The following is a 26,232-nucleotide window of genomic DNA, read 5'->3' as shown; positions in this document are numbered from 1 at the left end:
TCAGCGCCTCTGGAACTCGGGGGACAGGAAGGCGAGCGACAAGGCCTGCTTGCGGTCCTCGGCCCGCGCCATCGCCTGATCCGTCTGCGGCGACAGGAGCGGACCCAGCGCCTCGCGCACCAGGTTCCTCGGATCGCCATGGCCGCGCGCGGACGCCGCGACGAGGTTGGCGGCGTCGATGCGCGTGGCGAGCCCCTCCGAGGAGGCCCAGGCATCGACACTGTCGGCATAGCCGTTCGGACCCGACGGGTTCCACAGCGGCTGGCCGAGCGCCCGCAGCAGGCCGACGATCGCCTGCGGGCGCGGACGCTCGCCGCTCGTCCGCAGCATCGCCACCACGTATTCCTGAGGCGAACGGATCTTGCGGCGTTCCGGCGTCCAGGCCTCCGGCGAATCGATGAGCGCGAGGTAGATGGCCGAGAGGTCGCCGCGCGTGCGGGCGAAGGTCTCGGCGAGGCGCGCCACCAGGTTGGGCGGCGGCGCGTCGGCCACGAAGTGCCGCGCCAGCTTGAGCGCGAGATGCTTTGCCGTCGCAGGATGGCTGGCGAGGGCACGCAGGGCGGCCCGCCCCTGCTCGACGCCCCGGTCGGGATAGCTGACGCCGAGCACCGTCTGGGGGCCCGGCTCGTGGGTATTCGGATTGAAGGCGAAGGTCCCCGGCGGACCGAGCGGCTGGCCACGGGCGATCTGCTGGCCGCGCGCGATCGTCCAGCCGGTGATGATCGCGGACAGGGAGGTGACGTCGCGCTGGCTGTAGCCGCCGTTCACGCCGAGCGTGTGGAGCTCGAGGATTTCGCGCGCCAGGTTCTCGTTCAGGCCGCGCTTGGAGCGCGCGCCGGCCCGCGAGCCCGGTCCGATCGACTGCTGGTTGTCGAGGAAGGCCAGCATGGCGGGATGGGATTCGACGGCCAGCAGCATGTCCTCGAAGCGGCCGAACAGGTGCGGCCGGATGGCCTCGCGCTCGAAGGCGCCGGCGGTCACCCGGACCTCCCCGCCCTTGTTGACCGCGACCGCGAAATGGTTGGCCCAGAACATGGCCAACCGCTCCGGGAAGCCGACCACCGGCTCGCGGATCGTGCCGTTGAAGCGGGCATCGACCTCGGCGAGGTAGACGAGTTGCGGCTTGTAGTCCGCCATCGCCTTCCCGGTCGCGGGCTTGTTCCCTGTCCCGGGCCCTGGCGCGGGCTTCTCCATCGACGGACGCAGGAAGCGGCGGCGCGTCATCTCGCCCGCTTCCATCCCGCCCTCGGGTTTGGCCATCTCGGCCATCGCAGGGCCCGACTTCGCCTTGTCGCCGGAGGCTTCGGTCTTCTTGCGTTCGCGCTCCAGGCGCTGCGCCTTCTGATAGGCGAAGAGCTCCACCAGCAGCTCGGCGGAGGACTTGAGATCGGGCCCGGCAGGCATCGCCAGCGCCCGCTCGGTGATTTCGCGGCGCAAGGCGGCACGCGGATCGGGCTGGATCGCAGACAGGCTGCCGTCCTTCGCCCCGAGACCAAACCGGGAGAGGGCAAGCGCGGCGTCGATGTCGTTGCTCATGTGTCGGCCCGTCCTTCGGGGCACGAACGCCGCCCCACAAGGCGCTACGGCCGCTCCCCGGCCGCTATCCCCGGCTGCCGCCAAGAAGTCCAACTTGCGTCGGAAGCGGGGCGCGCCGGTGTCTCGGGCAACGACGCGCCGGCCGCCCCGTTCCCGACCGTCCCGTTCCCGGCGGTCAGTTCCGTCCGTCGATCAGGCCGCGGCAGACGACCTGGGCCTGGATCTCGGCGGCGCCCTCGAAGATGTTGAGGATGCGGGCGTCGCACAGGACGCGGCTCACCGGGTATTCCATCGCATAGCCGTTGCCGCCGTGGATCTGCAGGGCGTTGTCGGCATTGCTCCAGGCCACGCGCGCGGCCAGCAGCTTGGCCATGCCCGCCTCGATGTCGCAGCGGCGGTCGCTGTCCTTCTCGCGGGCGGCGAAATAGGTGAGCTGGCGGGCGATCATGGTCTCGACCGCCATCCAGGCGACCTTTCCGGCAACGCGCGGGAAGGCATAGAGCGGCTTGGCGAACTGGATGCGCTCCCGGGCGTAGCGCAGTCCGAGCTCGAGCGCGTTCTGCGCCACGCCGACGGCACGCGCCGCGGTCTGGATGCGGGCACTCTCGAAGGTCGCCATGAGCTGCTTGAAGCCCTGCCCTTCCTTGCCGCCCAGCAGGTTCGCCGCCGGGACCTCGAAGCCGTCGAAGCCAATCTCGTATTCCTTCATGCCGCGATAGCCCAGCACGCGGATCTCGCCGCCGCTCATGCCCTTGGCGGGGAACGGCTCGCCGTCGGTGCCGCGGGGCTTTTCGGCCAGGAACATCGACAGGCCCTGGTAGCCGGGCTTGGACGCGTCGCTGCGCGCCAGCAGGGTCATGATGTCGGCGCGGGCGGCGTGGGTGATCCAGGTCTTGTTGCCCTGGATCCTGTAGACGTCGCCTTCCAGCACCGCGCGCGTGCGCAGGCTGGCGAGGTCCGAGCCGGTGTTCGGCTCGGTGAAGACCGCGGTCGGCAGCAGCTCGCCCGAGGCGATGCGGCCGAGATACTTCTCCTTCTGCGCCTCGGTGCCGCCGGCGCGGATTAGCTCGGCGGCGATCTCCGAGCGCGTGCCGAGCGAGCCGACGCCGATATAGCCGCGCGACAGTTCCTCGGTGACCACGCACATCGCGAGCTTGCCCATGCCGAGCCCGCCCCATTCCTCGGGAATGGTGAGCCCGAAGACGCCGAGCTCGGCCATCTTCTCGACCACCGGCAGCGGGATCAGCTCGTCCTTCAGGTGCCAGTCGTGGGCGTAGGGCGCCACTTCGCCGTCGACGAACCGGCGGAACTGGCGCCGCACCTCCTCGAGAGCCTCGTCATCGAGCCCGAGCGCACCGAAATTGCCGGTGTCGAGTCCGTCGGCGATCAGCTCGGCGATGCGCAGGCGCACGGCCGAGCTGTTGGCGGCGACGAGCTTGGCGACCGCCGGCGTATCGAGGGCGCTCGCGTCGAGGCCGAGGTCGCCCGGCCGCACGATCTCGACCTGGCTGATGGCGATGCCGCCCGAGAGCTGGGCCAGGTATTCGCCGAATGCCGACTGCAGCATCAGGAGCTCGAGCTCTCCCTTCGGCCCCTGCTCGGCCCAGCGCCGCATCTGGCGCAGGGCGGAGACGTAGGTCGCGATCCAGGCGAAGCCGTGCGCGGCGAACTGCTCGCGCTCCAGGATCGCCGGATCGACCTTGCCGGTGGGCGCCACCAGCCGGCGCACCGCCTCTCGGGCGGCGACCTCGTACGCCTCGGCGTCGCCCTCCGCCTGGGAAGCGAGGCCGAGCAGATTGTCCAGCAGCATCAGTCGTCCAGCGCGTCTTCGAGCGTGCGCAGGCCGGGCCGCTTGGCCGAGACCAGCACGGCCATGTTCCCGGGCTTGTGCTGGTTCTTCCACATCTTGGTGTGGGCCTTGGGGATGTCGGCCCACTCGAAGACTTCGCTCATGCAGGGATCGATGCGGCGCTCGACCACGAGCTGGTTGGCCTGGCTCGCCTGCAGGAGGTTGGCGAAGTGGCTGCCCTGGATGCGCTTCTGGCGCATCCACACGAAGCGGGCGTCCATGGTGAGGTTGAAGCCGGTGGTGCCGGCGCAGAAGACGACCATGCCGCCGCGCTTCACGATGTTGCACGAGACCGGGAATGTCTGCTCGCCGGGATGCTCGAACACGAAGTCGACGTCGTTGCCCTTGCCGGTGATCTCCCAGATGGCCGCGCCGAACTTGCGGACCTTCTTCATGTACTCGGCGTAGTTCTTCTGGTCGTCGACGTCGGGCAGCTGGCCCCAGCAGTCGAAGTCGTTGCGGTTGATGACGCCCTTGGCCCCGAGCTGCATCACGAAGTCCGTCTTCGACGGATCGGAGATAACGCCGATGGCGTTGGCGCCGGCCGTGGCGATGAGCTGGATCGCCATCGACCCCAGGCCACCCGCCGCGCCCCACACCAGCACGTTGTGGCCCGGCCGCAGGATGTGCGGACGATGGCCGAACAGCATGCGGTAGGCGGTCGCCAGCGTCAGCGTGTAGGAAGCGCCCTCCTCCCAGGTGAGATGGGCCGGGCGCTTCATGAGCTGGCGAGCCTGGACGCGGCAGAATTGCGCGAACGAGCCGTCCGGCGTCTCGTAGCCCCAGATGCGCTGGCTGGTCGAGAACATCGGATCGCCGCCGTTGCACTCCTCGTCGTCGCCGTCATCCTGGTTGCAGTGGATGACGACCTCGTCGCCGACCTTCCAGCGCTTCACCTTGGCGCCGACCGCCCAGACGATGCCCGAGGCATCGGAGCCCGCGATGTGGAACGGCTGCTTGTGCACGTCGAACGGCGAGATCGGCAGGCCGAGCCCGGCCCACACGCCGTTGTAGTTGACGCCCGCCGCCATCACGAGGACCAGCACCTCGTCCTCGCCGATAGCATGGGTGGGGACGACCTCGAGCTGCATCGACTGCTCGGGCGGACCGTGACGGTCGCGCCGGATCACCCAGGCGTACATGTTCTTCGGCACGTGGCCGAGCGGCGGGATCTCGCCGATCTCGTAGAGATCCTTGCGCGGCTGGTTGGCCGTCGGATGAGGCCGGGGGCTGAAGGCGACCACGGACATTGTTGCTGACTCCCTCTCGCAGTGCGGCAAACCTATTGCTGCGCGCGCGAGAGTGCAACGCACAAATTTCACAACGTTGCAATTCAGTCAGCGGAAAAACAACTTAATTACCCACGAAAATCGAGAATCCCACATTGACCCTCCCCGCCAAACACGGAAGGCTGCGGTAGGTAAACGACCATTTACCTACGGTCCGGGTAGGGAGGACGCCAATGAAGCTCATGTGGTTTCACTTGATGCCGTACACGGAGCTTCCCGACGACTTCAATCAGAAGCATCCCTCGGTGTGGGTCGACATTCATTCGTCATTGTTCGACCCACGCCGAGCGCATCACATGTACAACGACTTCATGGATGAGCTCGAATACGCCGCCGAGTGCGGCTTCGACGCCATCTGCGTGAACGAGCACCATTCCAACGGCTACGGGCTGATGCCCTCGCCCAACCTGATCGCGAGCTCGCTGGCCCGGCGCACCACCGACACCGCGCTCTGCGTGATGGGCAACTCCCTCGCGCTCTACAATCCGCCGACGCGGGTCGCCGAAGAGTTCGCGATGATCGACTGCATCTCCGGCGGCCGGCTGATCGCGGGCTTCCCGGTCGGATCGCCGATGGACACCTGCTACGCCTACGGCCAGAACCCGAGCCAGCTGCGCGAGCGCTACTACGAGGCGCACGACCTGGTGAAGAAGGCGTGGACCGAGAAGGACACGTTCGCCTTCTCCGGCCGCTTCAACCAGCAGCGCTACGTCAACATCTGGCCGCGCCCGATCCAGAACGACCCGCATCCGCCGATCTGGATTCCGGGCGGCGGCTCGGTCGAGACCTGGCGGTGGTGCGCGGAGATGGACTACGTCTACTGCTATCTCTCGTACTACGGCTACAAGGCCGGGCTGACGACGATGCAGGGCTTCTGGAACGAGATGGCCAAGCTCGGCAAGGACCGCAATCCCTACCGCGCCGGCTTCCTGCAGTTCGTCGGCGTCGCCGAGAGCCGCCAGCAGGCGCTCGACCTCTATACCGAGCCGGCCGAGTACTTCTACGGCCGCTGCCTGCACGTCGATCCGCGCTTCGCGCTGCCGCCCGGCTACACGACCGAGGCGACGCAGCGGGCCGGCATCGAGGGCATGATGACCAAGGCGGCCAACATCGCCAATCCGTCGACCAAGGCGGCGCTGAAGGCGACCAACATGAAGGACATCGTCGACGGCGGCTACGTGCTGATCGGCTCGCCCGACGAGGTCGTGGAGCAGATCCGCCATGTCGGCACCAGCCTCAACGTCGGCCATCTCATGCTGCTGCTGCAGTACGGCAACATGAGCAAGGACGTCACCAAGTACAACACGCGCCTCTTCGCCGAGAAGGTGATGCCCAAGGTCAAGGACCTGTTCGGCGACTGGGAGGACAAGTGGTGGCCCAAACCGATGGCGCGCGAGCAGCGCGCCGCCGTGCCCGCCTTCCGTTCGCACCTCGCCGCCGCGGAGTAGACCCTTGTCCCAGCCCACGACCAGCACCGTCGAGGTGAACGGGTTCCCCTGCCGCGTGTGGAGCAAGGGGAGTGGCCCCAAACTCGGCTTCCTCGCCGGGCTGGGCGGGCTGCCGCGCTGGCTGCCCTTCCTCGACCGGCTGGCGGAAACGCGGACCGTGATCGCCCCGTCCCTGCCGGGCTATCCCGGCGCCGCCGGGCACACCGCGCTCGACAGCCACTTGGACTGGGTGCTGGCGGTCCGCCAGATCCTCGACAAGGCCGGCCTGGCCGGCGCCGATCTCGTCGGCGCCTCGGTGGGCGGGGCGTTCGCCGCCGAGATGGCCGCGATCTTCCCCGGCCATGTCCGCAGGCTGGTGCTGATCGCCCCGTTCGGCCTGTTCGACGAGGACGAGCCCGCCGCAGATCCGTGGGCCCAGCGCCGCGACAAGGTCGCCGGCCTGATGTGCGCCGATGCCGAAAAGTGGAACGAGCTGGTGGCGGCGCCCGAAGGCGCCAACTCGATCGAATGGCCGATCGAGATGACCCGCGCCTCCGAGGCGGCGGCGCGCGCCTTCTGGCCACTCGGCAACACCAGGCTCGAGAAGCGCCTGCCGCTGATCGCCGCCCCGACGCTGATCCTGTGGGGCGAGGGCGACGCCGTCCTGCCGCCGGCCTATGCCGGCAAGTTCGCCCGCGGCATCAACGGCTCGACCCGCGTCGAGACGGTCGCCGGCGCCGGCCATCTCGCCTATCTCGACCAGCCCGACGCGGTCGCCCGCGCCGTCCTTTCGCACGTCGCCTGACTTGATCCCCCGTCGCCTTCCTCGCCAACCCGGCTTGGAGGTTGCGTCGCCGGTTCGGATCGCTATTGTCCGGCGCGTTAGGGTTTTACGAGGTAACACGCCGATGACAATCCGTTCGATCAAGTGGGCCGCGGGAGCTTCCCTGCTGGCGGCGGTCGTGGCGGTGGGGACGACCCTGCCCATGCGACAGGCGTCGGCCCAGGTTCAGGCCGTGCCGCGCGAAGGCGTGTCCTTCAGCGATTCGGTCACCCAGACGGTCCGGGTCATGAGCGTCGACACCGAGGGCCGCACCGTCGTCTTCTCGCTGCCGGACGGCCAGGTGCTGGTCCTGCCGGTGAGCGAAGGCGCGGGCAATCTCGGCGCGATCGCTGACGGCTCGATGGCGAACGTGACCTACACGCAGGTCGTGAACATGCTGAACCTGCGCCAGAAGGGCCCGGGCTCCAAGGCGGCGCGCAAGGACCAGATGAACGTCAAGCCGAACCGCACCGACATCGAGGCCGGCCGGTTCACGCTCACCGTGACGGCGGTCGATCTCGCCAACAACACGGTGTCGGTGATCGAGGGCGACGGCGGCACGGTGCGCACCTACAAGGCGACCAGCATCGCCAAGCAGGACATGCTGAAGAAGATCAAGGTCGGCGACGTCGTGATCGGCCTCACGACCCCGCTCACCATCACGAAGATCTCGCCGGCCAGCTAAGCCGGGTCGCGGCCTAAAGCGACAGCGGCAGTTCCAGCCGCTCCCGATAGATGCGGTCCCGATGCTCGAGCAGCATCGGGACGAGCGCCCCTCGGGTCGCGTCATCCAGCGTTTCGAACGCGGCGCGCGAGCCCTTGTCCATCACGCACAGATCCTCCGGCAGGGGCCGGAACAGCGCCATGAAGGTGGCGCTGTAGATGTCGACCGCCGTCAGCGACGTCCCGACATAGTAGGGGCTGCCGGCGTCGCGCTGGGCGGCCAGCCGGGTCGCGAGGAGGCCGAGCAGGGAAACGACGCGCGCCGTCGCCGCCGCGCCGGCCGCTTCCGAATGGCCGTACTTCTTCGCCAGATAGGCCGCGACCGGCGGCGCGAAACCGCCCTCGCCGCGTAGGCCGGCATGGATCAGCTGCAGGCGTCGGGCCCAGCCGAGCCCGTCCTCGCCGCAGATCTCGTGGGCGAGGCCGAAGGCCAGGGCACGCTGGCCGGCGTCGCGCGGCAGCAGCGCCGGCTCCGGCGCCAGCCGCTCGGCCAGCAGCAGGATCTCCGCCCACCCCGAGCGCGGCCGCTCGTCGTCGTGGATCGCCACCGGGCCGCTGCGCTGGCCGGCCCATCGCCTGAGCGGCTCGCTGTCGTACGCGAGGCGAACGGCCGTCCAGGGAATCCCCTTCACGTGCAGGATGCCCTTGGCCGCCTCGCCCCACGGGCTCGGCACGCCGCCGACCACGATCATGCGCAGGCCGCGGCGTCCGATCGCCTCCTCGACGCTCGCGTATTCGAAGGGCATCAGTCGACGGCGACGTCTTCCCAGAAGCCGATCCAGTGATCGACCGGCTTCATCTTCGCCTGCGGCGCCTCGTAGGACCATGCCGCCCGCGGGCTGGTCGTGCCGCCCTCGACGACGTCGTAGAACTGGACGCCGTGCGGGCATTTCAGGTCGTTCGCCGTCCGGTCCGTGCTTTTCAGCAGGTCCATGCGAACGGTGTCGCGCGGGAAGTAAACGTAGCCGTCCACCTCCAGGGTGCGATCGCTCTCGGCGATCGTCTTGCCGTGCCAGGTAGCCTTGCGTGTCATCTGTGTCGGTCCGTGTGATCGGGTACCGGCATTAGGTGATGACGCCGGGCCGGCTTTCAAGCGGCAACGGCGGGAATCGGGTCCGGTACGGTCGCCGCCAGGCTCGGCCGGCCCGACATGTCGGCCGACCAGCGCGCGAGGTTCGGCGCCGACTCGGCGATCTCCTTCAGCCCGGGGACCTGCGGCAGGAAGAGCGCCAGCGGCGCCAGGAACAGGTCGGCCGCCGTCACGCGGTCGCCGACCAGGTAGCGCGAGGAGCCGAGCTGGCGGTCGAACACCGGGATGACCTCGCGGGCCTTCGCGAGATACTTGTCGGCCATCTCCTGCGGCACGGGCAGGAACCCGAACTGGTGGGCGAGATAGCGCAATGCCGAGTTGACCATCGAATCGCAGAAGGCGCTGATCCACTGGTCGCAGAACGCCGCGGCGCGCGACTCCTCCGGCCACAGTTTCGGGCCGGGGAATGTGCGGTCGAGGTATCGCAGGATCGCCGTTGATTCGTAGAGCGTCAGATCGCCGTGGGTGATGATCGGGATCTTGTGGAAGGGATTGAGCGCGCCCGCCTGGCTCGGGATGGTCGGCACCAGCTCGTAGCCGATTCCCTTCTCGTGGCAGGCGAGACGCACGGTGCGGGTGAAGCTGCTGGGCGTCACGCCGTAGATCCTGATGTCAGCCATTGTCCCCTCCTTCGGGATGATCCCCGTGCTGGCGCAGGAACGCGTCCAGCCTTTCGAACGTGCCCGTCCAGCCCCAGCGGTGCCGCGCGGCGCCGTCGGCGTCGCGGAAGCGCGTCTGGGTCAGCGTCATCTCGGTGCGGTGGCCCACGCTGCGGAACGCCAGGGTCACGACCGTCTCGTGCTCGCGCGGCGTGTCGAGAGAGCCCGCTTCGTGCCAGGCCCAGGTGAACGCCAGGAGGCGCGGCGGGTCGATGGCGAGGTAGCGGCCGGACAGCGCCCGCGTCGTCCCGCGTCCCTCGGCCGTCAGTTCCCAGCCGCCGCCGACGCGCAGGTCGAGGCGGCAGTGGGTGTTGCGCATGCCCGGCGGACCGAACCAGTCCAGGAGCTGCACCGGATCGGTCCAGGCGGCGAACACGCGCTCGGGCGGCGCGTCGAAGGTCCGCACCATCTCCAGCGTGCGGTCGTCAGGAACGGCGCTTGCGACCATGGCCCTTCTTCCCCGGTTGCGGCGCCGTGCGCCTGAGATAGTTGTCCAGCCGGTCGAACTGCTGCTCCCAGAACCGGCGATACTCCTCGATCCAGTCGGCGGCGGCGCGCATGCCTTCGGCGCGCAGCGCGCAGCGCCGCCACTGCGCCTCGGTGTGGCGCTCGATCAGCCCCGCCTCGGTCAGCACCTTGAGATGCCGCGACACCGCCGGCAGCGACATGTCGAACGGTTCGGCGAGCTCGCCGACGGTGGCGGCGCCGGTGGCCAGCCGCGCCAGGATGGCGCGCCGCGTCGGATCGGCGAGGGCCGAGAAGGTCTGGGAGAGCGGATCCATATTTAACTGACTTGTTAAATACGGAATGGCCTTTCGTCAAGTCATTACCCGTCGCGTCATCGACGGCTGACGGTGCCGGGCGCATCCCTTCGCGCGTCGCCGATTGCCGGCAGTCGGCGCGAACATTATGAAGGCGCGCCGCACTTCCGGTTCCCGACCGATGCGGCGCGCGTCGACCGCGATGTCCCGGGTTCTGCACGGAGTGGCCAGATGGAGGCGATCTACCGCATCGAGGGCGCGACGGCGCAGACCAGCGCCTTTGCCGGAGGGCCGTGGGATCGCGGCCTGCAGCATGGCGCGGCGCCCTCCTCGCTGATCTGCTGGGCGATCGAGCGGCTGCCCGCTCCCGTGCCGATGCGGGTGGCGCGGCTCACGGTCGACCTGATGCGGCCGGTGCCGGTGGCGCCGCTTTCCATCGAGACCGAGGTGCTGCGCGAGGGCCGCAAGATCCAGCTCGTGTCGATCCGCCTGCGTGCCGGCAACCACGAGGTCGTGCGCGCCACCGCGCTGCGCGTGCGCCGCCTCGAGCAGGTCCTGCCGGTCGAGGCGCCGTGGCCGCCGATCGACATCCGGAGCCCCGAGGACAGTCCCGACCCGACCGAGACGGGCCTGTCGCACACGCCGTTCCTGTCGGGACTGGAGATGCGGGTGGCGAAAGGATCGTTCCGCACGCCCGGCCCCGCCGCCATCTGGTATCGCGCCGCCCGCCCGATCGTCGAGGGCGCCCCGCTGTCGCCGCTGATGCGCGCCGCCATCGCCGCCGACTTCTGCAACGGCACCTCGGCGGTGCTCGACTTCGCGCACTGGACCTTCATCAACGGCGACCTCACCCTCAGCCTGGCGCGCGAGCCGGTCGGCGAGTGGATCCTGCTCGACGCCGAGACCTGGGCCGGCCCCGATTCGATCGGCATCGCCGCGGCGCGCCTCGCCGACCGCGACGGCTATTTCGGCCGCGCCGTGCAGAGCGTGCTGTTCGAGAAGCGGTGACGGGTCCGCTGCCGAATCATGAGCGAGCCGGAGGCTCGCGGTCCAGCAGAGCGGAAGGCCTCATGGTCTTTCGGACCGCGAGCCTCCGGCTCGTTCTTCAATCTGCCGCGGGTCTCTAGCCCCGCTTCCAGCTCGTGCCCTTGGGACCGTCCTCAAGGATCACGCCGCCGGCCTTGAGCTCGTCGCGGATGCGGTCGGACTCCTTGAAGTCCTTCGCCTTGCGCGCCGCCTGCCGGGCAGCGATGGCGGCCTCGATCTCGGCTTCGCTCGGGCCGGAGACACCCTCCGGCGTCCAGCGGAACCACGCCTCGGCGTCCTGCTGCAACAGGCCGAGCGCCTGCCCGCCCGCGCGCAGCAGGGCGGGATCGTCGAGCTGGTGGATGGCGCTGATGGCGAGCGGCGTGTTGAGGTCGTCCGACAGCGCGTCCTCGACCGGCTGCGGCACCGCCGGCGCGGCGGCGACGTCCCGGCCGCGCAGCGCGCCGTACCAGCGGTCGAGCGTCGCCTTGGCCTGCACCAGCCCCTCGTGGGTGAAATCCAGCGGCTGGCGATAGTGCGCCGACAGCAGCAGCAGGCGGATCGCCTCGCCGGGATACTGGTCGAGCAGCTCGTGCACGGTGAAGAAGTTGCCGAGCGACTTGCTCATCTTCTCGCCCGAGATGTTGAGGAAGCCGTTGTGCATCCAGTAGGTCGCCATCAGCGGATGGCCGAAGGTGCAGCGGCTTTGCGCGATCTCGTTCTCGTGGTGCGGGAAGATCAGGTCGAGGCCGCCGGCATGGATGTCGAAGGTCTCGCCGAGCAGCTTGCCGCTCATCGCCGAGCATTCGATGTGCCAGCCCGGCCGGCCGCGGCCCCACGGGCTCGCCCAGCCCGGCTGGTCGGCCGCCGACGGCTTCCACAGCACGAAGTCGGCGGGATCCTTCTTATAGGGCGCGACCTCGACGCGGGCGCCGGCGACCAGCTCATCGCGCGAGCGCCGCGACAGGCGGCCGTAGTCGCCCATGCTCGGAACGCTGAACAGCACGTGGCCCTCGGCGGCATAGGCGTGGCCGTTGGCGACCAGCCGCTCGATCATGGCGATCATCTCGCCGACATACTGCGTCGCGCGCGGCTCGGCGTCGGGCGGGAGCGCGCCCAGCCGTCGCATGTCGCTGCGATAGGCGTCGGCGGTGCGCGTGGTCAGCGCCTCGATGCTCTCCTTGTTGTCGGCCGCCCGCACCATGATGCGGTCGTCGATGTCGGTGATGTTGCGCACATAGGTGACGCGCGGATAGCGCCGCTTCAGCAGGCGGTAGAGCACGTCGAACACGACGACCGGCCGCGCGTTGCCGATGTGCACGTAGTCGTAGACGGTCGGGCCGCAGACATACATGCGCACATGGCCCGGATCGAGCGGTGCGAACGTTTCCTTTTCGCGCGACAGCGTGTTGTAGACGACGAGGGACATGGCCCCTATTCCCCGAATGTGATTGCCCAAAGTCCTGGCGCCCGGAAGACGGGCGGGACTTCAGTTACATCGCGCAGTGACCGCGGCGGGGACCGGAAGGGACGACATGCCGGCACCTTAGCGGACACCCCCGGCGCGGGCAATCGATCCGGCCGGCGGTGCCGGGTCGGGTCGGGCGAGCCGGAGCCGGGAGCGCCGTTCGCCAGGAGAGACTCGGGCGTCCGATTCGCTGCCTGTGCAATCGCCGGCCGTTCCATCAGGCCACAGACCACCCTAATCTCGCGCCGCCAGGGAGGAACGAATGCTCAGCCGGAACGAAACCTGCGGGCACCCATCAGCGACCATCGGCGGGCTCGTGCCGCCACCAGCCCCATCGACCACGCGGCGGCGGACCGGCGCCCGTGTCGGGCGACCGTCGCTCCCTTCGACAATCGAGTGAAAGTACCGCGTCCCGGAGGAATCGCATGAAAAGACGTCACCTGCTCGCCGCCGGCCTCGGCGCCCTGGCGGCCCCGGCCGTTGCCCGGGCCGACGCCAAGTATCCCGAACGGACCGTGCGCCTGGTCGTGCCCTTCGCGCCGGCCGGACCGACCGACATCATCGGCCGCAAGGTGGCCGAGAAGATCACGCCGCTGATCGGCCAGACGATGATCGTCGACAACAAGGCCGGCGCCGCCGGCTCGATCGGCGCCGTCGAGGTCAAGAACGCCAAGCCGGACGGCTACACGCTGCTGTTCGCGCCGTCCTCGACCCACGCCGTCAACCCCACCGCCTTCGTCCACCCGGCCTACGACGCCGTGAAGGACTTCACGCCGATCTCGTCGATCTGCGTCAACCCGCTGGTGCTGGTGGTCAACCCGTCGATGCCCGACACGGTCATGGGCCTCGTCGAGCTGATGAAGAAGAACCCCGGCAAGTATTCCTACGCCTCGTCGGGCAACGGCAGCATCCTTCATCTCGCCACCGAGTACTTCAAGCGCGAGGTCGGCGGCATCGACGTCGTGCACGTTCCCTATCGCGGCTCGGCGCCCGCCCTCCAGGACGTCATGTCCGGCCAGTGCGCCTGGATGTTCGAGACCTTCAGCACCACGCTGCAGCAGCATCGCGCCGGCAAGGTCCGCATCCTGGCCTACGCCCATGCCAAGCGCGCCCCGATCGCGCCCGAGATCCCGACGATGATCGAGGCCGGCGTGCCGGGCTACGAAGCCTATACGTTCAACCTGATCCTCGGGCCGGCCGGCCTGCCCAAGCCGGTGGTCGACACGCTCGACCAGGCGTCGCGCAAGCTGATGCAGGACCCCGACATGGTGAAGTTCCTCGAAGGAATTGCCGCGGTGCCGACGACCGACACCTCGCCGGAGCGGACGGCGAAGTTCATCAAGGACGAGATCGCCAAGTGGGCGCCGGTGATCAAGGCGGCCGGGGTGAAGATCGAGTAGACCGGCCGCTGCGGCCGGCGGGCTATCAGCGATAGCCCGGCGGCGGCGGCAGGTTGCCCGACGAGGGCTGGATCGGCGCCTGCTGCGGCATCTGGGCAGGCGTCGGCAGGGCGCTCGGGGTGACGGTCACGTCGCTGGTCGACGCGACCCGCCCCGGCGCCGTCTGGCCCGTGCTGCTGATGTAGTAGCCGGCGATGGCGTTGGAATTGTCGCCCTCGGTCTTCACCGGCACGTCGACCATGCCGATGCGCGCCCCTTGGGCATCGATCCGGTAACCCTGATTGTCGAGCCGGTAGTCGGCATTGTCGATCCGAACACCGCTCGGCTCGGTCCGATAGGACGCCGGATACTGGACGTCGACATAGTCGGGCCGCGGCAGCGGATTACACCCGGCGAGAACCGCGCCCGCCGTTGCAGCAATCAACCATCTCGCAGCCATCGCGCCCCCATATCAGGGATTGGTCGACTGCGGGCTGATGATGTTGCCGCGCGCGTCGAGCCTGTTCCCCTGGCCATCATAGCGGAAACCGTACTCGTCGCGGAAGGCCTGCTCGCCCGCGGGCGGCGTGGTCGCGGAAGGAACAAAGGTCGTCCGGGACGCCGGGGCGGTCGTGTAGACCGTCGTCGACCCCGGAACGGGCGCCGGGGCGGTGTAGACCGCCGCAGTCGCCGGGGCCGGCGCCTCGGTGCGGGTCTCGGTATAGCTGCAGGCGGCCGCCGACAGGCCCACGGCGGCGGCGAGAGCGATCTTCAGTGACTTCATGACACCCCTCCTCTGGATTCGTGACCCGGGGAACGTGCGGGGGTGCGATCGGGTTGCCATGGTCCCTGCGCGGTGCGGGAAGAATCGGGGCAACCGGTCAGGCGGCCTTCCCGACCACGCCGTCGCGCAGCTCGCGCCGCAGGATCTTCCCGACGTTGGTCTTGGGCAGCGCGGCGCGAAACTCGATGAACTTCGGCCGCTTGTAGCCGGTCAGCTCGTGCCGGCACCACTCGTCCAGCGCCTCGCGGGTGAGCGACGGATCCTTCTTCACCACGAACAGCATGACGGCCTCGCCCGACCCGGCGTCGGGCACCCCGACGGCGGCGCATTCCAGGACGCCCGGATGGCCCGCGACCACCGCCTCGACCTCGTTGGGATAGACCTTGAATCCCGAGACCACGATCATGTCCTTCTTCCGGTCCACGATCCGGATGTAGCCGCGCGCGTCCATCTCGCCGATGTCGCCCGACTTGAAGAAGCCGTCCTGTGTCATGACCAGTGCCGTCTCGTCCGGCCGCTGCCAGTAGTCCCGCATGACCTGCGGCCCGCGGATGGCGATCTCGCCCGGCTCGCCCAGCGCCACGTCGTTGCCCCGGTCGTCGAGGATTCGGATCTCGACGTTGGGCAGCGGCAGGCCGATCGTGCCGGTATAGGCATCCGAATCGGTGGGGTTGCAGGTAACGCCGGCGGAGGTCTCGCTGAGTCCGTAGCCTTCGACGATCGGGCAGCCGGTGATCGCCAGCCACTTGCGCGCCACCACCTCCTGCACAGCCATGCCGCCGCCGTTGGTGATCACCAGCCCGGAGAAGTCGAGCCGGGCGAAGTCCGGCCGGTTGGCCAGTCCGTTGAACAGCGTGTTCACGCCCGGGAAGATGTTCATCCGGTGCTTGGCCAGCTCCTTGACGGTGCCGGCGAGGTCGCGCGGGTTGGGGATGAGGATGTTGAGGGCGCCGGTGCGCATGCCGAGCAGCCCGCAGGTGATGAACGCGAAGACGTGGTAGAGCGGCAGCGCGCAGACGATGGTGATTTGTCCGCTGAGCGTCTTCCGCCGCAGACCGGGCTGCATCCAGGCTTCCGAGGCAAGCAGGTTGGCGACGATGGTGCGGTGAAGCAGCGTCGCGCCCTTGGCGACGCCGGTGGTCCCGCCGGTGTACTGCAGAACCGCGACGTCCCCCGGCGCGATGTCGGGCCGCCTGAAGGACATCGCCGAGCCGGCGGCTATCGCGTCACCGAACCGCACATGACCCGGCAGCGACCAGGGCGGCACCATCCGGCGCAGCGAGCGCACGGCGAAGTTCACGACCAGCCCCTTGAGGAAGCCCATGAGGTCGCCCATCGACGCCACGACCACGTGCTTCACCGCCGTGCCGGCAATCGCGGCCTCGAGCGTCGCCGCGAAGTTCTCCAGCACGATCACCGCCTCGGCTCCCGAGTCCTGGAGCTGATGATGGAGTTCGCGGGCGGTGTAGAGCGGATTGACGTTGACTGCGATCAGCCCTGCCCGCAGCACCGCCGCCAGGGCCACGGGATAGGGCAGCACGTTGGGCATCATCAGCGCCACCCGCGCGCCCGGCGCGAGCCCCCGCCCCTGCAGCCAGGCCGCCAGGGCGAGCGAGAGCCGGTCGACCTCGCCGAAGGTCAGCGCCTTGCCCATGCAGACATAGGCGTCGCGGTCGCGGTACTTGGCGAAGCTCTCCTCGAGCAGGTCGACGACGCTGGGGTACAGCGAGGGATCGATGTCCGACGGCACCCCCGGCGGGTAGCTCTTCAGCCAGAACCGATCCATGCGCCCTCAATCCCCCTGATCGGGCGCAGTATAGCCACGCGGCGAGGGCCGGCTGCTAGGGGAGTTCCCTCAGGGCTTCTTCTCGAGGCTCGAGCGGATCTCGTCGTAGGATTCCTTCATGCGGTCCTGGACGATGGTGAAGGCCTCGGTGCTGGACTTCTGAACGAGCTCCGCGATGTCGCGCGTGTTGGCGATCGCCGCTTCCATCGCCTTCTTGGCGAACTCGGTCTGCTTGGTCACCATCTCCTGCGGGCTGCCGGTCGGCTGGTAGTCCTTCACCATCGCCGACACGTCCTGGACCGCGGCGTCGAAGATGGCGCGCTGCTTCTTGGCGATCTCGCCGGCGCCGGTCGCCATCGCCTGCCACGACCGTGTCATGGCATCGAGGTTCTTCTGGTGGTGCTGCATGATCCTGGCCATGTCGACCTGAGGCAGGTTGAGCTGCTCGCCCAGCTTGCGGAACATGTCGGTGAAGTTCTGCGATGAGTCGGCCATGCGAACCTCCTTGGGTCAGGTGGCAAGCTTCAACCCTTGCTCCAGCGCATGCAAGGCCAATCCGGCGAGCCCGCCGATCAGCGTGCCGTTGAACCGGATGTACTGCAGGTCGGGACCGGCGGTGAGTTCGATGCGCGAGATCAGCACCGACATGTCCCACGACTTCACTTGGTCGGCAATGAACCGTCCGACACCGCTCTTCTGCCGCTGGACGAACTCGCCCAGCACGCGGACCATGCCGCGATTGATCTCGGCCCGGATCGCCGGATCGCGCTGCAGCTGGCCGCCGATCGCCACCAGCATCGACACCAGCTCGCGGCGAACCTGGCCGTCGTCGGCGGCGACGTCCTGCTCGATGAAGGCCCGCAGGCTTTCCCACGCGCCTTCGGCCAGCGCCGCCAGCTCGGGACGGGCGAGCAGGTCGCGCTTCAGGTTTTGTGCGCGCCGCGCGAAGGATTCGGAGCTGCGCAGCTGCTCGATGTAGCCGGCCACGAAACGGTCGAACTCGCCGCGCAGCGGATGGCCGGGATCGGCCCGCGCCTCCTGGATGAAGGCGCTGGTCGACGCCACGATCTTGCGCAGCAGGTAGGCGTCGGCCCGGTAGAGGTTGAACAGCGCCGGCAGCTCCTTGCGGATCTTCTCGCGCAGGGCGGCCAGCGTCGCCTCGTCGGCCAGCACCTTGTCCAGCGCGCCCAGCAGCTCGTCGAGGAGGCGCTGATGCCGGCCCTTCTCGGTGATGGCGCTCAGCAGGCTGGCGGCCAGCGGCGCCAGCTCGACCCGCTCGAGCTCGCCCATGATCCCCTGTCCGACGAAGCGCTTGAGGCCCGACTGCTCGATCGCGGCCAATGCCTGCGGCAGCAGCTGCAGCGCGAAGTCCGCGAGGGCGGCGGCGCGCGCACGCTCGGACAGCCAGTCGGCGACCAGCGCCGCGAAGTCGACATCCCGCAGCCTCGCCTCGACCGGCTCCGGCGCCAGGAAGTTGGTCTCGATGAACTCGCCCAGCGTATCGGCGATGCGCAGGTGGTTGCGCGGCACGATGGCGGTGTGCGGGATCGGCAGGCCGAGCGGCCGGCGGAACAGCGCGACCACCGCATACCAGTCGGCCAGGCCGCCGACCGTCGCGGCGGCGGCGAACGCGGCGACATAGCCCCAGGCCCAGTGCAGCGGCTCGAAATGGCGGGCGACGACGAACAGGCCCGCCGTCAGGATCAGCAGCCCCGTCGCCAGGAGCTTGATGCGGCGCAGATCGCGGGCGCGGTCGAGATCGCGGGTCATCGCCTTCCCATGGCGCCGCCTTCGCATGGCAGCCGTCGGCATTGCAACGCGAAAGTCACCCCTGCGGGTTCCTGCGGCGCGGCGTATAGTCGGCCGTCGCATCGTCGCGGGAGGGCAGCGTGAAGGTCGGATTCATCGGCGTCGGCAACATGGGCGGCCCCATGTGCCGCAACATCATCAAGCGCAGCAATCACCAGGTGACGGTGTTCGACCTCAACGAGGCCGCCGTGAAGACCTGCACGGACCTCGGCGCCACGGCCGGCCGGTCGATCGCCGAGGTGACGAAGGGCGCCGACGTGGTGATGACCTCGCTGCCGATGCCGAAGGACGTCGAGGCGGTGACGCTGGGCGACGGCGGCATCCTCGCCAGCATCGGCAAGGGGCAGACCTACATCGACCTCAGCACCAACGCGCCCACGATGGTGAAGAAGATCGGCGCGGCCATGGCGGAAAAAGGCATCGCCATGCTCGATGCGCCCGTGAGCGGCGGCACCGTGGGCGCCGAGGCCGCCACCATCGCCATCATGGTGGGCGGCGACAAGAAGGTGTTCGACGACGCGCTGCCCGTCCTGCAGTCGTTCAGCGCCAACGTCATCCACATGGGCGAGCTGGGAACCGGTACAGTCGCCAAGCTGGTCAACAACATGCTGGCCTTCTGCAACGCCGCCGCGGCCGCCGAAGGGCTGATGCTGGGCGTCACGGCGGGACTCGATCCGGCCAAGCTGATCCAGGTCGTGTCGAACTCCAGCGGCAACTCCAACGGCTTTCGCAGCCTGTCGGAGCGGGCGCTGAGCGGCGAGTTCAAGGCGAGCTTCGCGCTCGACCTCGCCTACAAGGACCTCCACCTCGCTCTCGAGCTCGGCGACGAGCTCGGCGTGCCGCTGCCGCAGGGGTCCTCGACCCACAACCTGCAGCGGCTGGCCCGGGGCATGAAGCTGGGCTCGAGCGACAGCTCGTCGATCCTGCGCGTCTACGAGACGGCGCTCGGCCGGACCGTCAAGCGGTGATCCGGGGCGATGCGAGCCGTCGGCTCTGTCTCGCCGGCCTGGCAGCAGCACCCCTGCTCGGCGCCGGCCGTGCCGTGCGCGCGAGCGCGCTCTGGGCCGCCCTGCGCTCGCCCGCGCACGTCGCGCTGATCCGCCATGCCGTGGCGCCGGGAACGTTCGATCCCCCGGGCTTTCGCCTCGGCGACTGCGCGACCCAGCGCAACCTGTCCGCCGAGGGCCGCCGGCAGGCCGAGCGCATCGGCGACCTGTTTCGCGCCAACGATGTCGCGCGCGCGCAGATCTTCTCCAGCCAATGGTGCCGCTGCCTCGAGACGGCGACGCTGCTGGGCCTGGGTGAGGTGGTTCCGCAGCCGCTGCTCAATTCCTTCGCCGAGGACCGTGGCCGCGGCGCGCAGCAGATCGCCGACCTGCGGGCCTGGCTCGCCGCGCTGCCGCTCGAGCGCGCCACCGTTCTGGTGACCCACCAGGTGGTGATTTCGGGCCTGAGCGCGGTGTCGCCGGCCAGCGGCGAGATCGTCGTCCTACGCCGAGGCGCCGGCGCGGACCTCGTCGTGGTGGGTCGGCAACCGACCGCCTGATCAGCCGAGATGGCGGGCGACCAGGCCCGCCACGAGTTCGGCGTGCGTTCGCGCCAGATCGTGGTCGCCACCGGGCACGACATGGAGGCTCGCGTCGGGAAGGCGGGCCGCGAGATGGCGGCCGACCGCGACCGGACTGATCGGATCGACGTCGCCCCACAGGAGCAAAGTCGGCGCCGCGATCTTCTCCACCGGCAGGGCCGCGGACGGCCGGTCCTCGGTGATCCAGGCTGCCGCGTTCGGGAAGGCCGCGCGATAGTCGGGCCGCCAGTCCGAGGCGCCCATCCCGGCCATGTCGACGCCACCCGACGTGACGGTCAGCACCAGGCGGCGCACCAGGTTCGGACGCTCGACCGCGAGACGCGCGGCGATGACGCCGCCCATCGACTGCGCGACCAGGTCGACCGGCTCGTCCATCCGCGCCGCGACCATGGCGACCAGATCGTCCCAGCCGCGCACGGCGGGATCATGCGGCTGATGGCCGAGTCCGGGCCAGCCGAAATATTCCTTCGGCCAGGCCGCCGGCAGCCGCTCGCCGACCGGCTTCCAGAAGTCCGGCGACGCGCCCGAGCCGGGCAGGAAGAGCACGCGGGTCATGCCGCGGCTGCAAGCGGCGCCAGGAAATCCGGCAGCGGCCGGCCCTGCGATTGCAGGTAACGCGCCATGGCACCGGCGACGCGACGCACCGCCGGTCGCTCGCCCATGCGCGCACGCCAGGCGATCAGACGGGGATGGCCGGCGCCCAGCGGCGCGCCCATGCGCTCTCCGAACAGCTGCGCCATGAAGAAGGCGATGTCGGCATAGGAGTAGTTGCCGGCCAGCGAGGTCCGGCCGTCCATCGTACGCTCGAGCGCGTCGTAGAAGGCGACGGCGGCGGCCCGCGCCGCGACGGCGGCAGGGTCCTCCGGCGTCGCCTGCAGGCCCATCAGCCGGATGACCGACGGGAAGTAGACCTCGTCCGACTTGTGCTCCAGCAGCCGCGCCCGCGCGCGCGCCGCCGGATCGGCGGGCCACAGTGGCGGATCGGACCGGACCGTCTCGAGATACTCGAAGATCTGCGTCGAATCGAAGATCTCGACGGTGCCGTCGACCAGCACCGGGACCTGCTGCTTGGGGTTGATGCGCAGCACCTCGGGATGCTTCGGCTGGTAGAGCGTCTTCATGGCGAACGGCACCATGACCAGCTCGAAGGGAATGTCCTTCTCACGGGCTGCGATCTCGGCCTTGGCGCCGAACATGCTGAGCGGTCCCGAGTAGAGTTTCATGGCGCGGACGCTATCACGCGATGTCGGCGCAACGCGCACGATGTATGCTCGGGCTCGATGACAAAGTCTCTCATGTCCCTGCTGGTGCTCCTGGCGCTCTGCCTCCCCGCCCACGCCAGGGACGGCGAGGCCTGCGGCACGCCCGCGCCCCTGGACGACGGGTGGAGCATCGCTGCGCCGGCCGAGGTCGGCATCGATCCGGCCCAGCTCTGCCGGCTCGACGCCTTCCTCGGGCAATGGCCGGACGCGAACATCCATGCGGTCGTCGTGGCACGCAACGGCAGGCTCGTCATGGAGCGCTACTTCACCGGCGCGGACGAGAATTGGGGCCGTCCCCTCGGCACCGTGCAGTTCGGGCCCGAGACCCGGCACGACCTGCGGTCGATCTCGAAGAGCGTGACTTCCCTGCTGGTCGGCATTGCCCTCGGCGAAGGACGTTTCCCGTCGCTCGATTCGCCCGCCATCGATTTCTTTCCCGAGCTCGCGCCGCTCAGGACCGCCGACAATGCGCGCATCACCTTCGCCAACCTGCTGACCATGTCGTCGGGATTGAAGTGGAACGAGTCCATCCCCTACACCGACCCGGCCAACAGCGAACGTCGGCTGATCGCATCGCCCACGCCGCTGAAGTACGTGTTCGAGCAGCCGGTCGTCACCCCTCCCGGATCGACCTACAACTACAACGGCGGCAACACGACCATCCTCGGCGCCGCCGTCAGCAAGGCGGCCGGCCAGCCGCTCGACGACTATGCGCGCGACAAGCTCTTCATGCCGCTCGACATTCTCAGCTTCGAATGGATCGGCCTGCCGCTGGCCGGGGAATTGCGCGCCGCCGCCTCAGGGCTGCGGCTCAGGCCGCGCGACACGGCCAAGCTCGGCCGCCTGCTGCTCACCGACGGGCAGTGGAACGGCCGGCAGGTCGTTCCTGCCGGCTGGGCCGCCCAGTCGATCCGGCCGCGCATCAACGGCGACGGGCTTTTTTTCTACGGCTATCAATGGTGGCTCGGCCGCAGCTTCCACAACGGCGCGGAGCTGAGCTGGGTGGCCGGCGTGGGCCTCGGCGGCCAACGTCTCTACATCGTTCCCGCCCTCGACCTCGTGGTCATGATCAGCGCCGGCCACTACGCCAGCGGACTGCAGGGCGTGATACCCGCCGGCATCTTCACGCGCGTTGTGCTGCCCGCGGTGCGCGACTGACCGTCAGAGCGCGACGAACATGGCGACGGCCGCCGCCGCCATCACCGCGGTCGCCGCCCAGCCCAGGATCCTCTGCCAGGGCGCCGCGACGAAGCTGCCCATGATCTTCGGCCGGCTCGCCACGATCATCATCGCGACCATGATGGGCACGACGATCACGCCGTTGACCACGGCACTCCACAGCAGGGCCTTGATCGGGGTGAGCGGCGTGAAGCCCAGGCCGACGCCGACGAGGATGGCGAGCGCGATCACAAGATAGAAGGGCCTCGCCTCGTGCAATGGCCGTTCGAGGCCGGAGCGCCAGCCCCGCACCTCGGCGAGCGCATAGGCGACCGATCCGGCCAGCACCGGGACCGCGAGCAGACCGGTGCCGATCAGCCCGAGGCTGAACAGCACGAACGCCGCCTCGCCGGCGATCGGCTTCAGCGCCTCGGCCGCCTGCTCCGCCGATTCGACGTCCAGCTTGCCGTGGGCATGAAGGGTGACGGCGGTGGTCAGGATGATGAAGAAGGCGATCAGGTTCGACATCGCCATGCCGACCCAGGTTTCCCAGCCGATGCGGTTGAGCTCGCGCTCGGCCTGGTCGGGCCGTTCCTTGAGCGGCGCGGCATCCGGATCGGCCTCCTCGTCCTCGACCTCCTGGGAACTCTGCCAGAAGAAGAGATAGGGACTGATGGTGGTGCCGAAGATGGCGACGACCAGAGTGAGGCTCTCGCCGGTCAGCTTCACCTGCGGCACGAAGGCGCCGTGCGCGACCGCCAGCCAGTCGATCCTGGCCGCGAACACGACGCCGACATAGGCGAGCAGCGAGAAGGTGAACCACTTCAGCAGGCCGACGTAGCGGTGGTAGGGAATGAAGACGATCGCCGCCAGCGACCCGAGCGCGAACAGCACGGCGTAGAGGCGTGCGCTGCCGCCCAGCACGAGCTTGGTCGCGGCGCCCATCGCGGCGAGATCGGCGCCGAGATTGATGGTGTTGGCGACGAACAGCAGCCCCACCAGGCCCGTGACGACCCAGCGCGGGAAGGCCTGCACCATGTTGGCCGCGAGGCCCCGTCCGGTGACACGGCCGATCCGGGCGCTGACGGACTGCACGGCCACCATCAGCGGCCAGGTCAGGACGACCGTCCAGAGCAGGCCGAAGCCCGAATGCGCGCCGGCCTGGGAATAGGTTGCGATGCCGCTGGGATCGTCGTCCGCCGCCCCGGTGATGACCCCCGGCCCCAGGCGCTTGAACAGGCCTTCGAGGCTCCAGCGACTGGGCTGCGGATTGGCCGCTTGCGTCGCGGTCTGGGCGATCGTCATGTCAGACGGTGGTGATCATGTCAGCGGCCGAAACGGCTGGGGACCTTCGTAGGTTCCTGTGTAGCTGACATGGGTCACCAGGCCGTTGCCGGAGCGCCACAGATGCAGGGCCAGACCCGGCGGCTCCATCATCAGCGACAGCGGCGCATCCGGTTGCAGATCGAGTGTCGCCTGGTGTGCCGTGCTGGGCGCGATCGATGCGAGCGTGCCGGCCCAGCGCATCTGGATGGGACGATGCACGTGGCCGCACATGACCCGCTCGACATGCGGATGGCGACGGACGATCGCCGCCAGCCGTTCGGCCCCTTCGTTCAGGCGCATCCCATCGAAAGAATCGATCCCGCAATCGAACGGCGGATGGTGAAGGAACAGCACGGTCGGCCGGGCGCTTTCACCGAGGCGCGCCTCCAGCCAGCCGAGCCGCTGGTCGCACAGCGCGCCGTGCCCCTTGCCTTCCACCAGCGTGTCGAGGCCGATCAGGCGCACCGGAAACCCTTCAACCGCATACTGGATGAAGCCGGTCGCGGGCAGATAGGCATGGTCGGCGAAGGCCTCGCGCAGCGTTGCCCGTCGGTCGTGATTGCCGGGCACCAGGAAGACCGGCATGGCGAGTGGCGCGAGGAGGTCGCGCAGATGGGCGTACTCGTCGGCCCGGCCACCCTCGACCAGGTCGCCCGTCGCGAGGACGACGTCGGGCCGCGGCCGCAGGGCATTGATGTGGACAACGGCACACGCCAGATGGTTCGGCGTGTCGATGCGTCTGTAGAGCAGCTCCCCCGGCGCCTTGATGTGCATGTCCGAGATCTGCGCGATCAGCATGGCCTAGCCCCGGAATCCGTTGACGATCGGATAGCGCCGCTCCTTGCTGATCAGCCGGGTGGTGATCTTGACGCCCGGAGGGGCCTGCCGCCGCTTGTACTCCGCCGCTTCGAGCAGGCGCCAGACCCGCTCGACGGTGGCGACATCATGCCCCTGCGCCGCCACCTCGTCCGTCGCCAGGTCGCCCTCGACCAGCCCTTTCAGGATGGCGTCGAGCACCGGATAGGGCGGCAGCGAATCCTCGTCCTTCTGGTCCGGCCGCAATTCGGCAGAGGGCGGCTTGGCCAGGATGCGCTCCGGGATCACCCGGCCCGCAGGACCGAGGCCGCCGTCGGGACGATGTTCGTTGCGCCAGCGGCAGAGCGCGAAGACCGCGGTCTTGTAGACGTCCTTCAGCACGTTGTAGCCGCCGCACATGTCGCCATAGAGCGTGGCGTAGCCCACCGCCATCTCCGACTTGTTGCCGGTCGTCACCACCATGCCGCCGAGCTTGTTGGAGACCGCCATCAGGGTGACGCCGCGGGCCCGGCTCTGGATGTTCTCCTCGGTGACGTCGGGCGGCGCGTCGCCGAACAGCGGCCGGGTCATCGTCCGGAAGGCCTCCATGGCGGGGGCGATGTCCACGATGTCATGGCGCACGCCGATCGCCTCGGCGCAGGCGCGCGCATCCTCGAGCGACTCCCGGCTGGTGTGCGGCGACGGCATCATGATCGTGTGGACCCGCCCGGGTCCCAGCGCGTCGGCGGCCACGCAAGCGGTCAGCGCCGAATCGATGCCGCCCGACAGGCCGATCACGACCGAGGGAAAGCCCGTCTTGTCGACGTAGTCGCGCAGGCCGAGCATCATCGCCTGGTAGATCGATTCGACCTCGCCCAGTTCCCGTGCGATCGGACCGGGCAGGCACTCCCAGCCGCTGCCCTGCCCCGGCCCGCCCTGCCGGAACTCGACGGTCGTCACCTGTTCGCGGAACGAGGCGAGCTTCGCCTTGAGCGCCCGGTCGGCGCCCAGCACGAACGAGCCGCCGTCGAACACGACCTCGTCCTGGCCGCCGACCTGGTTGAGATAGACGAAGGGCAGGCCGCTCTCGACCACGCGCGCGACGCCGAGCTGCACGCGGATGTCGGTCTTGCCCAGCTCGAAGGGCGAGCCGTTGGGCACCAGCAGGATCTCGCCGCCGGTCTCCGACACGCATTCCACGATGTCGGGCGACCACACGTCCTCGCAGATCGGCACGCCGATGCGCACGCCGTCGAACACCAGCGGGCCGGGCATCGGGCCGGGGGCGAAGACGCGCTTCTCGTCGAACACGCCGTAGTTCGGCAGGTCGACCTTGAAACGCTTGCCGATCACCGTTCCGCAGTCGAGGCCGACGATGGCGTTGTGCAACCTGTCGCCCTCGCGCCACGGCGTGGTCACGAACAGCGCCGGTCCGCCGTCCAGCGTGTCGGCGCGCAGCGCCTCGACCGCCTCGTGGCAACGCCGCTGGAAGGCCGGCTTCAGCACCAGGTCCTCCGGCGGATAGCCCGACAGGACCAGCTCCGGCGTCAGCACGAGATCGGCGCCCTGCCGGCGCGCCTCGGCCCGTGCGGCCCGCACCTTGGCGAGGTTGCCCGCGACGTCGCCGACCTTGGGATTGAGCTGGGCCAGCGCGACCTTGAGCGACCTTGCCATGGCGGAAACCTTTTATGCTC

The 26,232-nt window shown here is 69.1% G+C and carries 27 protein-coding genes; 8 read left to right on the top strand and 19 right to left on the bottom strand.

The genetic code is table 11. The features are described 5' to 3' along the window. The 3 genes from ACO073_RS11780 to ccrA all read right to left on the bottom strand — a co-directional run bounded on the left by ACO073_RS11780 (position 1) and on the right by ccrA (position 4,635). Positions 1 to 1,536, bottom strand: coding sequence for a DUF1800 domain-containing protein (locus ACO073_RS11780; protein ID WP_421997592.1), 1,536 nt, complete (start codon positions 1,534 to 1,536; stop codon positions 1 to 3). Positions 1,537 to 1,711: 175 nt separating this feature from the next. Then, a complete protein-coding gene (locus tag ACO073_RS11775; protein WP_421997591.1) occupies positions 1,712 to 3,346 on the bottom strand; it encodes an acyl-CoA dehydrogenase family protein in 1,635 nt (544 codons plus the stop codon). Continuing rightward, positions 3,346 to 4,635, bottom strand: a complete 1,290-nt coding sequence (gene ccrA / locus ACO073_RS11770; protein ID WP_421997590.1) for a crotonyl-CoA carboxylase/reductase — start codon at positions 4,633 to 4,635, stop codon at positions 3,346 to 3,348. The genes ACO073_RS11775 and ccrA overlap by 1 nt, the downstream gene beginning before the upstream one ends. 350 nt (positions 4,636 to 4,985) lie before the next feature. Between ccrA and ACO073_RS11765 the strand changes: the two genes are divergently transcribed. The 3 genes from ACO073_RS11765 (at position 4,986) to ACO073_RS11755 (ending at position 7,609) form a co-directional block, all read left to right on the top strand. Beyond that, positions 4,986 to 6,122 carry an LLM class flavin-dependent oxidoreductase gene (locus ACO073_RS11765; protein WP_421997589.1) on the top strand — a complete coding sequence of 379 codons (1,137 nt, stop codon included), beginning with the start codon at positions 4,986 to 4,988 and terminating at the stop codon, positions 6,120 to 6,122. Positions 6,123 to 6,126: 4 nt separating this feature from the next. Next, the gene (locus tag ACO073_RS11760) at positions 6,127 to 6,906 is read left to right on the top strand and encodes an alpha/beta fold hydrolase (RefSeq protein WP_421997588.1); all 780 of its coding nucleotides are present in this window, start codon (positions 6,127 to 6,129) and stop codon (positions 6,904 to 6,906) included. A 103-nt stretch (positions 6,907 to 7,009) separates the two neighbouring features. After that, positions 7,010 to 7,609 carry a hypothetical protein gene (locus ACO073_RS11755; protein ID WP_421997587.1) on the top strand — a complete coding sequence of 200 codons (600 nt, stop codon included), beginning with the start codon at positions 7,010 to 7,012 and terminating at the stop codon, positions 7,607 to 7,609. A gap of 13 nt (positions 7,610 to 7,622) precedes the next feature. On the opposite strand, the gene ACO073_RS11750 is transcribed toward ACO073_RS11755, so the two are convergent. From ACO073_RS11750 to ACO073_RS11730, 5 genes are read right to left on the bottom strand one after another with little or no spacing between them, the layout of a single operon-like run. Next, a complete protein-coding gene (locus tag ACO073_RS11750; protein ID WP_421997586.1) occupies positions 7,623 to 8,393 on the bottom strand; it encodes a hypothetical protein in 771 nt (256 codons plus the stop codon). Continuing rightward, positions 8,393 to 8,680, bottom strand: a complete 288-nt coding sequence (locus ACO073_RS11745; protein WP_421997585.1) for a DUF427 domain-containing protein — start codon at positions 8,678 to 8,680, stop codon at positions 8,393 to 8,395. Before ACO073_RS11745 ends, ACO073_RS11750 begins: the two co-directional genes overlap by 1 nt. Before the next feature lie 56 nt (positions 8,681 to 8,736). After that, positions 8,737 to 9,357, bottom strand: coding sequence for a glutathione S-transferase family protein (locus ACO073_RS11740; RefSeq protein ID WP_421997583.1), 621 nt, complete (start codon positions 9,355 to 9,357; stop codon positions 8,737 to 8,739). Beyond that, entirely contained in the window at positions 9,350 to 9,844 is a 495-nt protein-coding gene (locus ACO073_RS11735) for an SRPBCC family protein (protein ID WP_421997582.1), read from the bottom strand. Before ACO073_RS11735 ends, ACO073_RS11740 begins: the two co-directional genes overlap by 8 nt. Continuing rightward, a complete protein-coding gene (locus ACO073_RS11730) occupies positions 9,822 to 10,178 on the bottom strand; it encodes an ArsR/SmtB family transcription factor (RefSeq protein WP_421997581.1) in 357 nt (118 codons plus the stop codon). Before ACO073_RS11730 ends, ACO073_RS11735 begins: the two co-directional genes overlap by 23 nt. Positions 10,179 to 10,388: 210 nt before the next feature. Between ACO073_RS11730 and ACO073_RS11725 the strand changes: the two genes are divergently transcribed. Continuing rightward, positions 10,389 to 11,165, top strand: coding sequence for a thioesterase family protein (locus tag ACO073_RS11725; RefSeq protein WP_421997580.1), 777 nt, complete (start codon positions 10,389 to 10,391; stop codon positions 11,163 to 11,165). Positions 11,166 to 11,280: 115 nt separating this feature from the next. Here ACO073_RS11725 and cysS read toward each other — a convergent pair whose 3' ends face one another. Further along, complete coding sequence (gene cysS, locus ACO073_RS11720) at positions 11,281 to 12,612, bottom strand: cysteine--tRNA ligase (protein ID WP_421997579.1); 1,332 nt, start codon at positions 12,610 to 12,612, stop codon at positions 11,281 to 11,283. Between the two features lie 464 nt (positions 12,613 to 13,076). Here cysS and ACO073_RS11715 point away from each other — a divergent pair, with 464 nt between their 5' ends. Continuing rightward, the gene (locus ACO073_RS11715; protein ID WP_421997578.1) at positions 13,077 to 14,051 is read left to right on the top strand and encodes a Bug family tripartite tricarboxylate transporter substrate binding protein; all 975 of its coding nucleotides are present in this window, start codon (positions 13,077 to 13,079) and stop codon (positions 14,049 to 14,051) included. Between the two features lie 25 nt (positions 14,052 to 14,076). Here ACO073_RS11715 and ACO073_RS11710 read toward each other — a convergent pair whose 3' ends face one another. The 5 genes from ACO073_RS11710 to ACO073_RS11690 all read right to left on the bottom strand — a co-directional run bounded on the left by ACO073_RS11710 (position 14,077) and on the right by ACO073_RS11690 (position 18,370). Further along, complete coding sequence (locus ACO073_RS11710) at positions 14,077 to 14,475, bottom strand: hypothetical protein (protein WP_421997576.1); 399 nt, start codon at positions 14,473 to 14,475, stop codon at positions 14,077 to 14,079. Between the two features lie 27 nt (positions 14,476 to 14,502). Beyond that, the gene (locus ACO073_RS11705) at positions 14,503 to 14,814 is read right to left on the bottom strand and encodes a hypothetical protein (RefSeq protein WP_421997575.1); all 312 of its coding nucleotides are present in this window, start codon (positions 14,812 to 14,814) and stop codon (positions 14,503 to 14,505) included. 97 nt (positions 14,815 to 14,911) lie between these two features. Then, positions 14,912 to 16,600 carry a long-chain-fatty-acid--CoA ligase gene (locus ACO073_RS11700; protein WP_421997574.1) on the bottom strand — a complete coding sequence of 563 codons (1,689 nt, stop codon included), beginning with the start codon at positions 16,598 to 16,600 and terminating at the stop codon, positions 14,912 to 14,914. A 69-nt stretch (positions 16,601 to 16,669) separates the two neighbouring features. Next, the gene (locus tag ACO073_RS11695; protein ID WP_421997573.1) at positions 16,670 to 17,095 is read right to left on the bottom strand and encodes a phasin family protein; all 426 of its coding nucleotides are present in this window, start codon (positions 17,093 to 17,095) and stop codon (positions 16,670 to 16,672) included. A 15-nt stretch (positions 17,096 to 17,110) separates the two neighbouring features. After that, on the bottom strand, positions 17,111 to 18,370 hold the full coding sequence (locus ACO073_RS11690) for a DUF445 domain-containing protein (protein ID WP_421997572.1): 1,260 nt from the start codon (positions 18,368 to 18,370) through the stop codon (positions 17,111 to 17,113). Between the two features lie 119 nt (positions 18,371 to 18,489). Here ACO073_RS11690 and ACO073_RS11685 point away from each other — a divergent pair, with 119 nt between their 5' ends. Both ACO073_RS11685 and ACO073_RS11680 read left to right on the top strand, forming a co-directional pair. Next, complete coding sequence (locus ACO073_RS11685; RefSeq protein WP_421997570.1) at positions 18,490 to 19,377, top strand: NAD(P)-dependent oxidoreductase; 888 nt, start codon at positions 18,490 to 18,492, stop codon at positions 19,375 to 19,377. Then, positions 19,374 to 19,955, top strand: coding sequence for a histidine phosphatase family protein (locus tag ACO073_RS11680; RefSeq protein WP_421997569.1), 582 nt, complete (start codon positions 19,374 to 19,376; stop codon positions 19,953 to 19,955). The genes ACO073_RS11685 and ACO073_RS11680 overlap by 4 nt, the downstream gene beginning before the upstream one ends. Here ACO073_RS11680 and ACO073_RS11675 read toward each other — a convergent pair whose 3' ends face one another. Beyond that, positions 19,956 to 20,552 (bottom strand): alpha/beta fold hydrolase, encoded by a 597-nt coding sequence (locus ACO073_RS11675; protein WP_421997568.1) that lies wholly within the window; start codon positions 20,550 to 20,552, stop codon positions 19,956 to 19,958. Further along, positions 20,549 to 21,220 (bottom strand): glutathione S-transferase family protein, encoded by a 672-nt coding sequence (locus tag ACO073_RS11670; protein ID WP_421997567.1) that lies wholly within the window; start codon positions 21,218 to 21,220, stop codon positions 20,549 to 20,551. Before ACO073_RS11670 ends, ACO073_RS11675 begins: the two co-directional genes overlap by 4 nt. 57 nt (positions 21,221 to 21,277) lie before the next feature. Between ACO073_RS11670 and ACO073_RS11665 the strand changes: the two genes are divergently transcribed. After that, positions 21,278 to 22,417, top strand: coding sequence for a serine hydrolase domain-containing protein (locus tag ACO073_RS11665; protein WP_421997566.1), 1,140 nt, complete (start codon positions 21,278 to 21,280; stop codon positions 22,415 to 22,417). A 3-nt stretch (positions 22,418 to 22,420) separates the two neighbouring features. On the opposite strand, the gene ACO073_RS11660 is transcribed toward ACO073_RS11665, so the two are convergent. From ACO073_RS11660 to ACO073_RS11650, 3 genes are read right to left on the bottom strand one after another with little or no spacing between them, the layout of a single operon-like run. After that, positions 22,421 to 23,722, bottom strand: coding sequence for an NRAMP family divalent metal transporter (locus ACO073_RS11660; protein ID WP_421997565.1), 1,302 nt, complete (start codon positions 23,720 to 23,722; stop codon positions 22,421 to 22,423). A gap of 15 nt (positions 23,723 to 23,737) precedes the next feature. Beyond that, a complete protein-coding gene (locus ACO073_RS11655) occupies positions 23,738 to 24,541 on the bottom strand; it encodes a phosphodiesterase (protein ID WP_421997564.1) in 804 nt (267 codons plus the stop codon). 3 nt (positions 24,542 to 24,544) lie between these two features. Next, the gene (locus ACO073_RS11650) at positions 24,545 to 26,212 is read right to left on the bottom strand and encodes an NAD+ synthase (RefSeq protein ID WP_421997563.1); all 1,668 of its coding nucleotides are present in this window, start codon (positions 26,210 to 26,212) and stop codon (positions 24,545 to 24,547) included. Between the last annotated feature and the right edge of the window lie 20 nt (positions 26,213 to 26,232).

Source organism: Reyranella sp., assembly GCF_965229815.1.
Lineage (GTDB): Bacteria > Pseudomonadota > Alphaproteobacteria > Reyranellales > Reyranellaceae > Reyranella.
Note: the sequence above shows the minus strand (reverse complement) of the source record. Positions and strands in the feature narration are given on the sequence as shown.

Coding starts and splice junctions, on each gene's coding strand:
- ACO073_RS11780 (WP_421997592.1), bottom strand. CDS start 1,536: ATGAGCAACGACATCGACGCCGCGCTTGCCCTCTCCCGGTTTGGTCTC.
- ACO073_RS11775 (WP_421997591.1), bottom strand. CDS start 3,346: ATGCTGCTGGACAATCTGCTCGGCCTCGCTTCCCAGGCGGAGGGCGAC.
- ccrA (WP_421997590.1), bottom strand. CDS start 4,635: ATGTCCGTGGTCGCCTTCAGCCCCCGGCCTCATCCGACGGCCAACCAG.
- ACO073_RS11765 (WP_421997589.1), top strand. CDS start 4,986: ATGGATGAGCTCGAATACGCCGCCGAGTGCGGCTTCGACGCCATCTGC.
- ACO073_RS11755 (WP_421997587.1), top strand. CDS start 7,010: ATGACAATCCGTTCGATCAAGTGGGCCGCGGGAGCTTCCCTGCTGGCG.
- ACO073_RS11750 (WP_421997586.1), bottom strand. CDS start 8,393: ATGCCCTTCGAATACGCGAGCGTCGAGGAGGCGATCGGACGCCGCGGC.
- ACO073_RS11745 (WP_421997585.1), bottom strand. CDS start 8,680: ATGACACGCAAGGCTACCTGGCACGGCAAGACGATCGCCGAGAGCGAT.
- ACO073_RS11740 (WP_421997583.1), bottom strand. CDS start 9,357: ATGGCTGACATCAGGATCTACGGCGTGACGCCCAGCAGCTTCACCCGC.
- ACO073_RS11735 (WP_421997582.1), bottom strand. CDS start 9,844: ATGGTCGCAAGCGCCGTTCCTGACGACCGCACGCTGGAGATGGTGCGG.
- ACO073_RS11730 (WP_421997581.1), bottom strand. CDS start 10,178: ATGGATCCGCTCTCCCAGACCTTCTCGGCCCTCGCCGATCCGACGCGG.
- ACO073_RS11725 (WP_421997580.1), top strand. CDS start 10,389: ATGGAGGCGATCTACCGCATCGAGGGCGCGACGGCGCAGACCAGCGCC.
- cysS (WP_421997579.1), bottom strand. CDS start 12,612: ATGTCCCTCGTCGTCTACAACACGCTGTCGCGCGAAAAGGAAACGTTC.
- ACO073_RS11715 (WP_421997578.1), top strand. CDS start 13,077: ATGAAAAGACGTCACCTGCTCGCCGCCGGCCTCGGCGCCCTGGCGGCC.
- ACO073_RS11705 (WP_421997575.1), bottom strand. CDS start 14,814: ATGAAGTCACTGAAGATCGCTCTCGCCGCCGCCGTGGGCCTGTCGGCG.
- ACO073_RS11700 (WP_421997574.1), bottom strand. CDS start 16,600: ATGGATCGGTTCTGGCTGAAGAGCTACCCGCCGGGGGTGCCGTCGGAC.
- ACO073_RS11695 (WP_421997573.1), bottom strand. CDS start 17,095: ATGGCCGACTCATCGCAGAACTTCACCGACATGTTCCGCAAGCTGGGC.
- ACO073_RS11690 (WP_421997572.1), bottom strand. CDS start 18,370: ATGACCCGCGATCTCGACCGCGCCCGCGATCTGCGCCGCATCAAGCTC.
- ACO073_RS11675 (WP_421997568.1), bottom strand. CDS start 20,552: ATGACCCGCGTGCTCTTCCTGCCCGGCTCGGGCGCGTCGCCGGACTTC.
- ACO073_RS11670 (WP_421997567.1), bottom strand. CDS start 21,220: ATGAAACTCTACTCGGGACCGCTCAGCATGTTCGGCGCCAAGGCCGAG.
- ACO073_RS11665 (WP_421997566.1), top strand. CDS start 21,278: ATGACAAAGTCTCTCATGTCCCTGCTGGTGCTCCTGGCGCTCTGCCTC.
- ACO073_RS11660 (WP_421997565.1), bottom strand. CDS start 23,722: ATGACGATCGCCCAGACCGCGACGCAAGCGGCCAATCCGCAGCCCAGT.
- ACO073_RS11655 (WP_421997564.1), bottom strand. CDS start 24,541: ATGCTGATCGCGCAGATCTCGGACATGCACATCAAGGCGCCGGGGGAG.
- ACO073_RS11650 (WP_421997563.1), bottom strand. CDS start 26,212: ATGGCAAGGTCGCTCAAGGTCGCGCTGGCCCAGCTCAATCCCAAGGTC.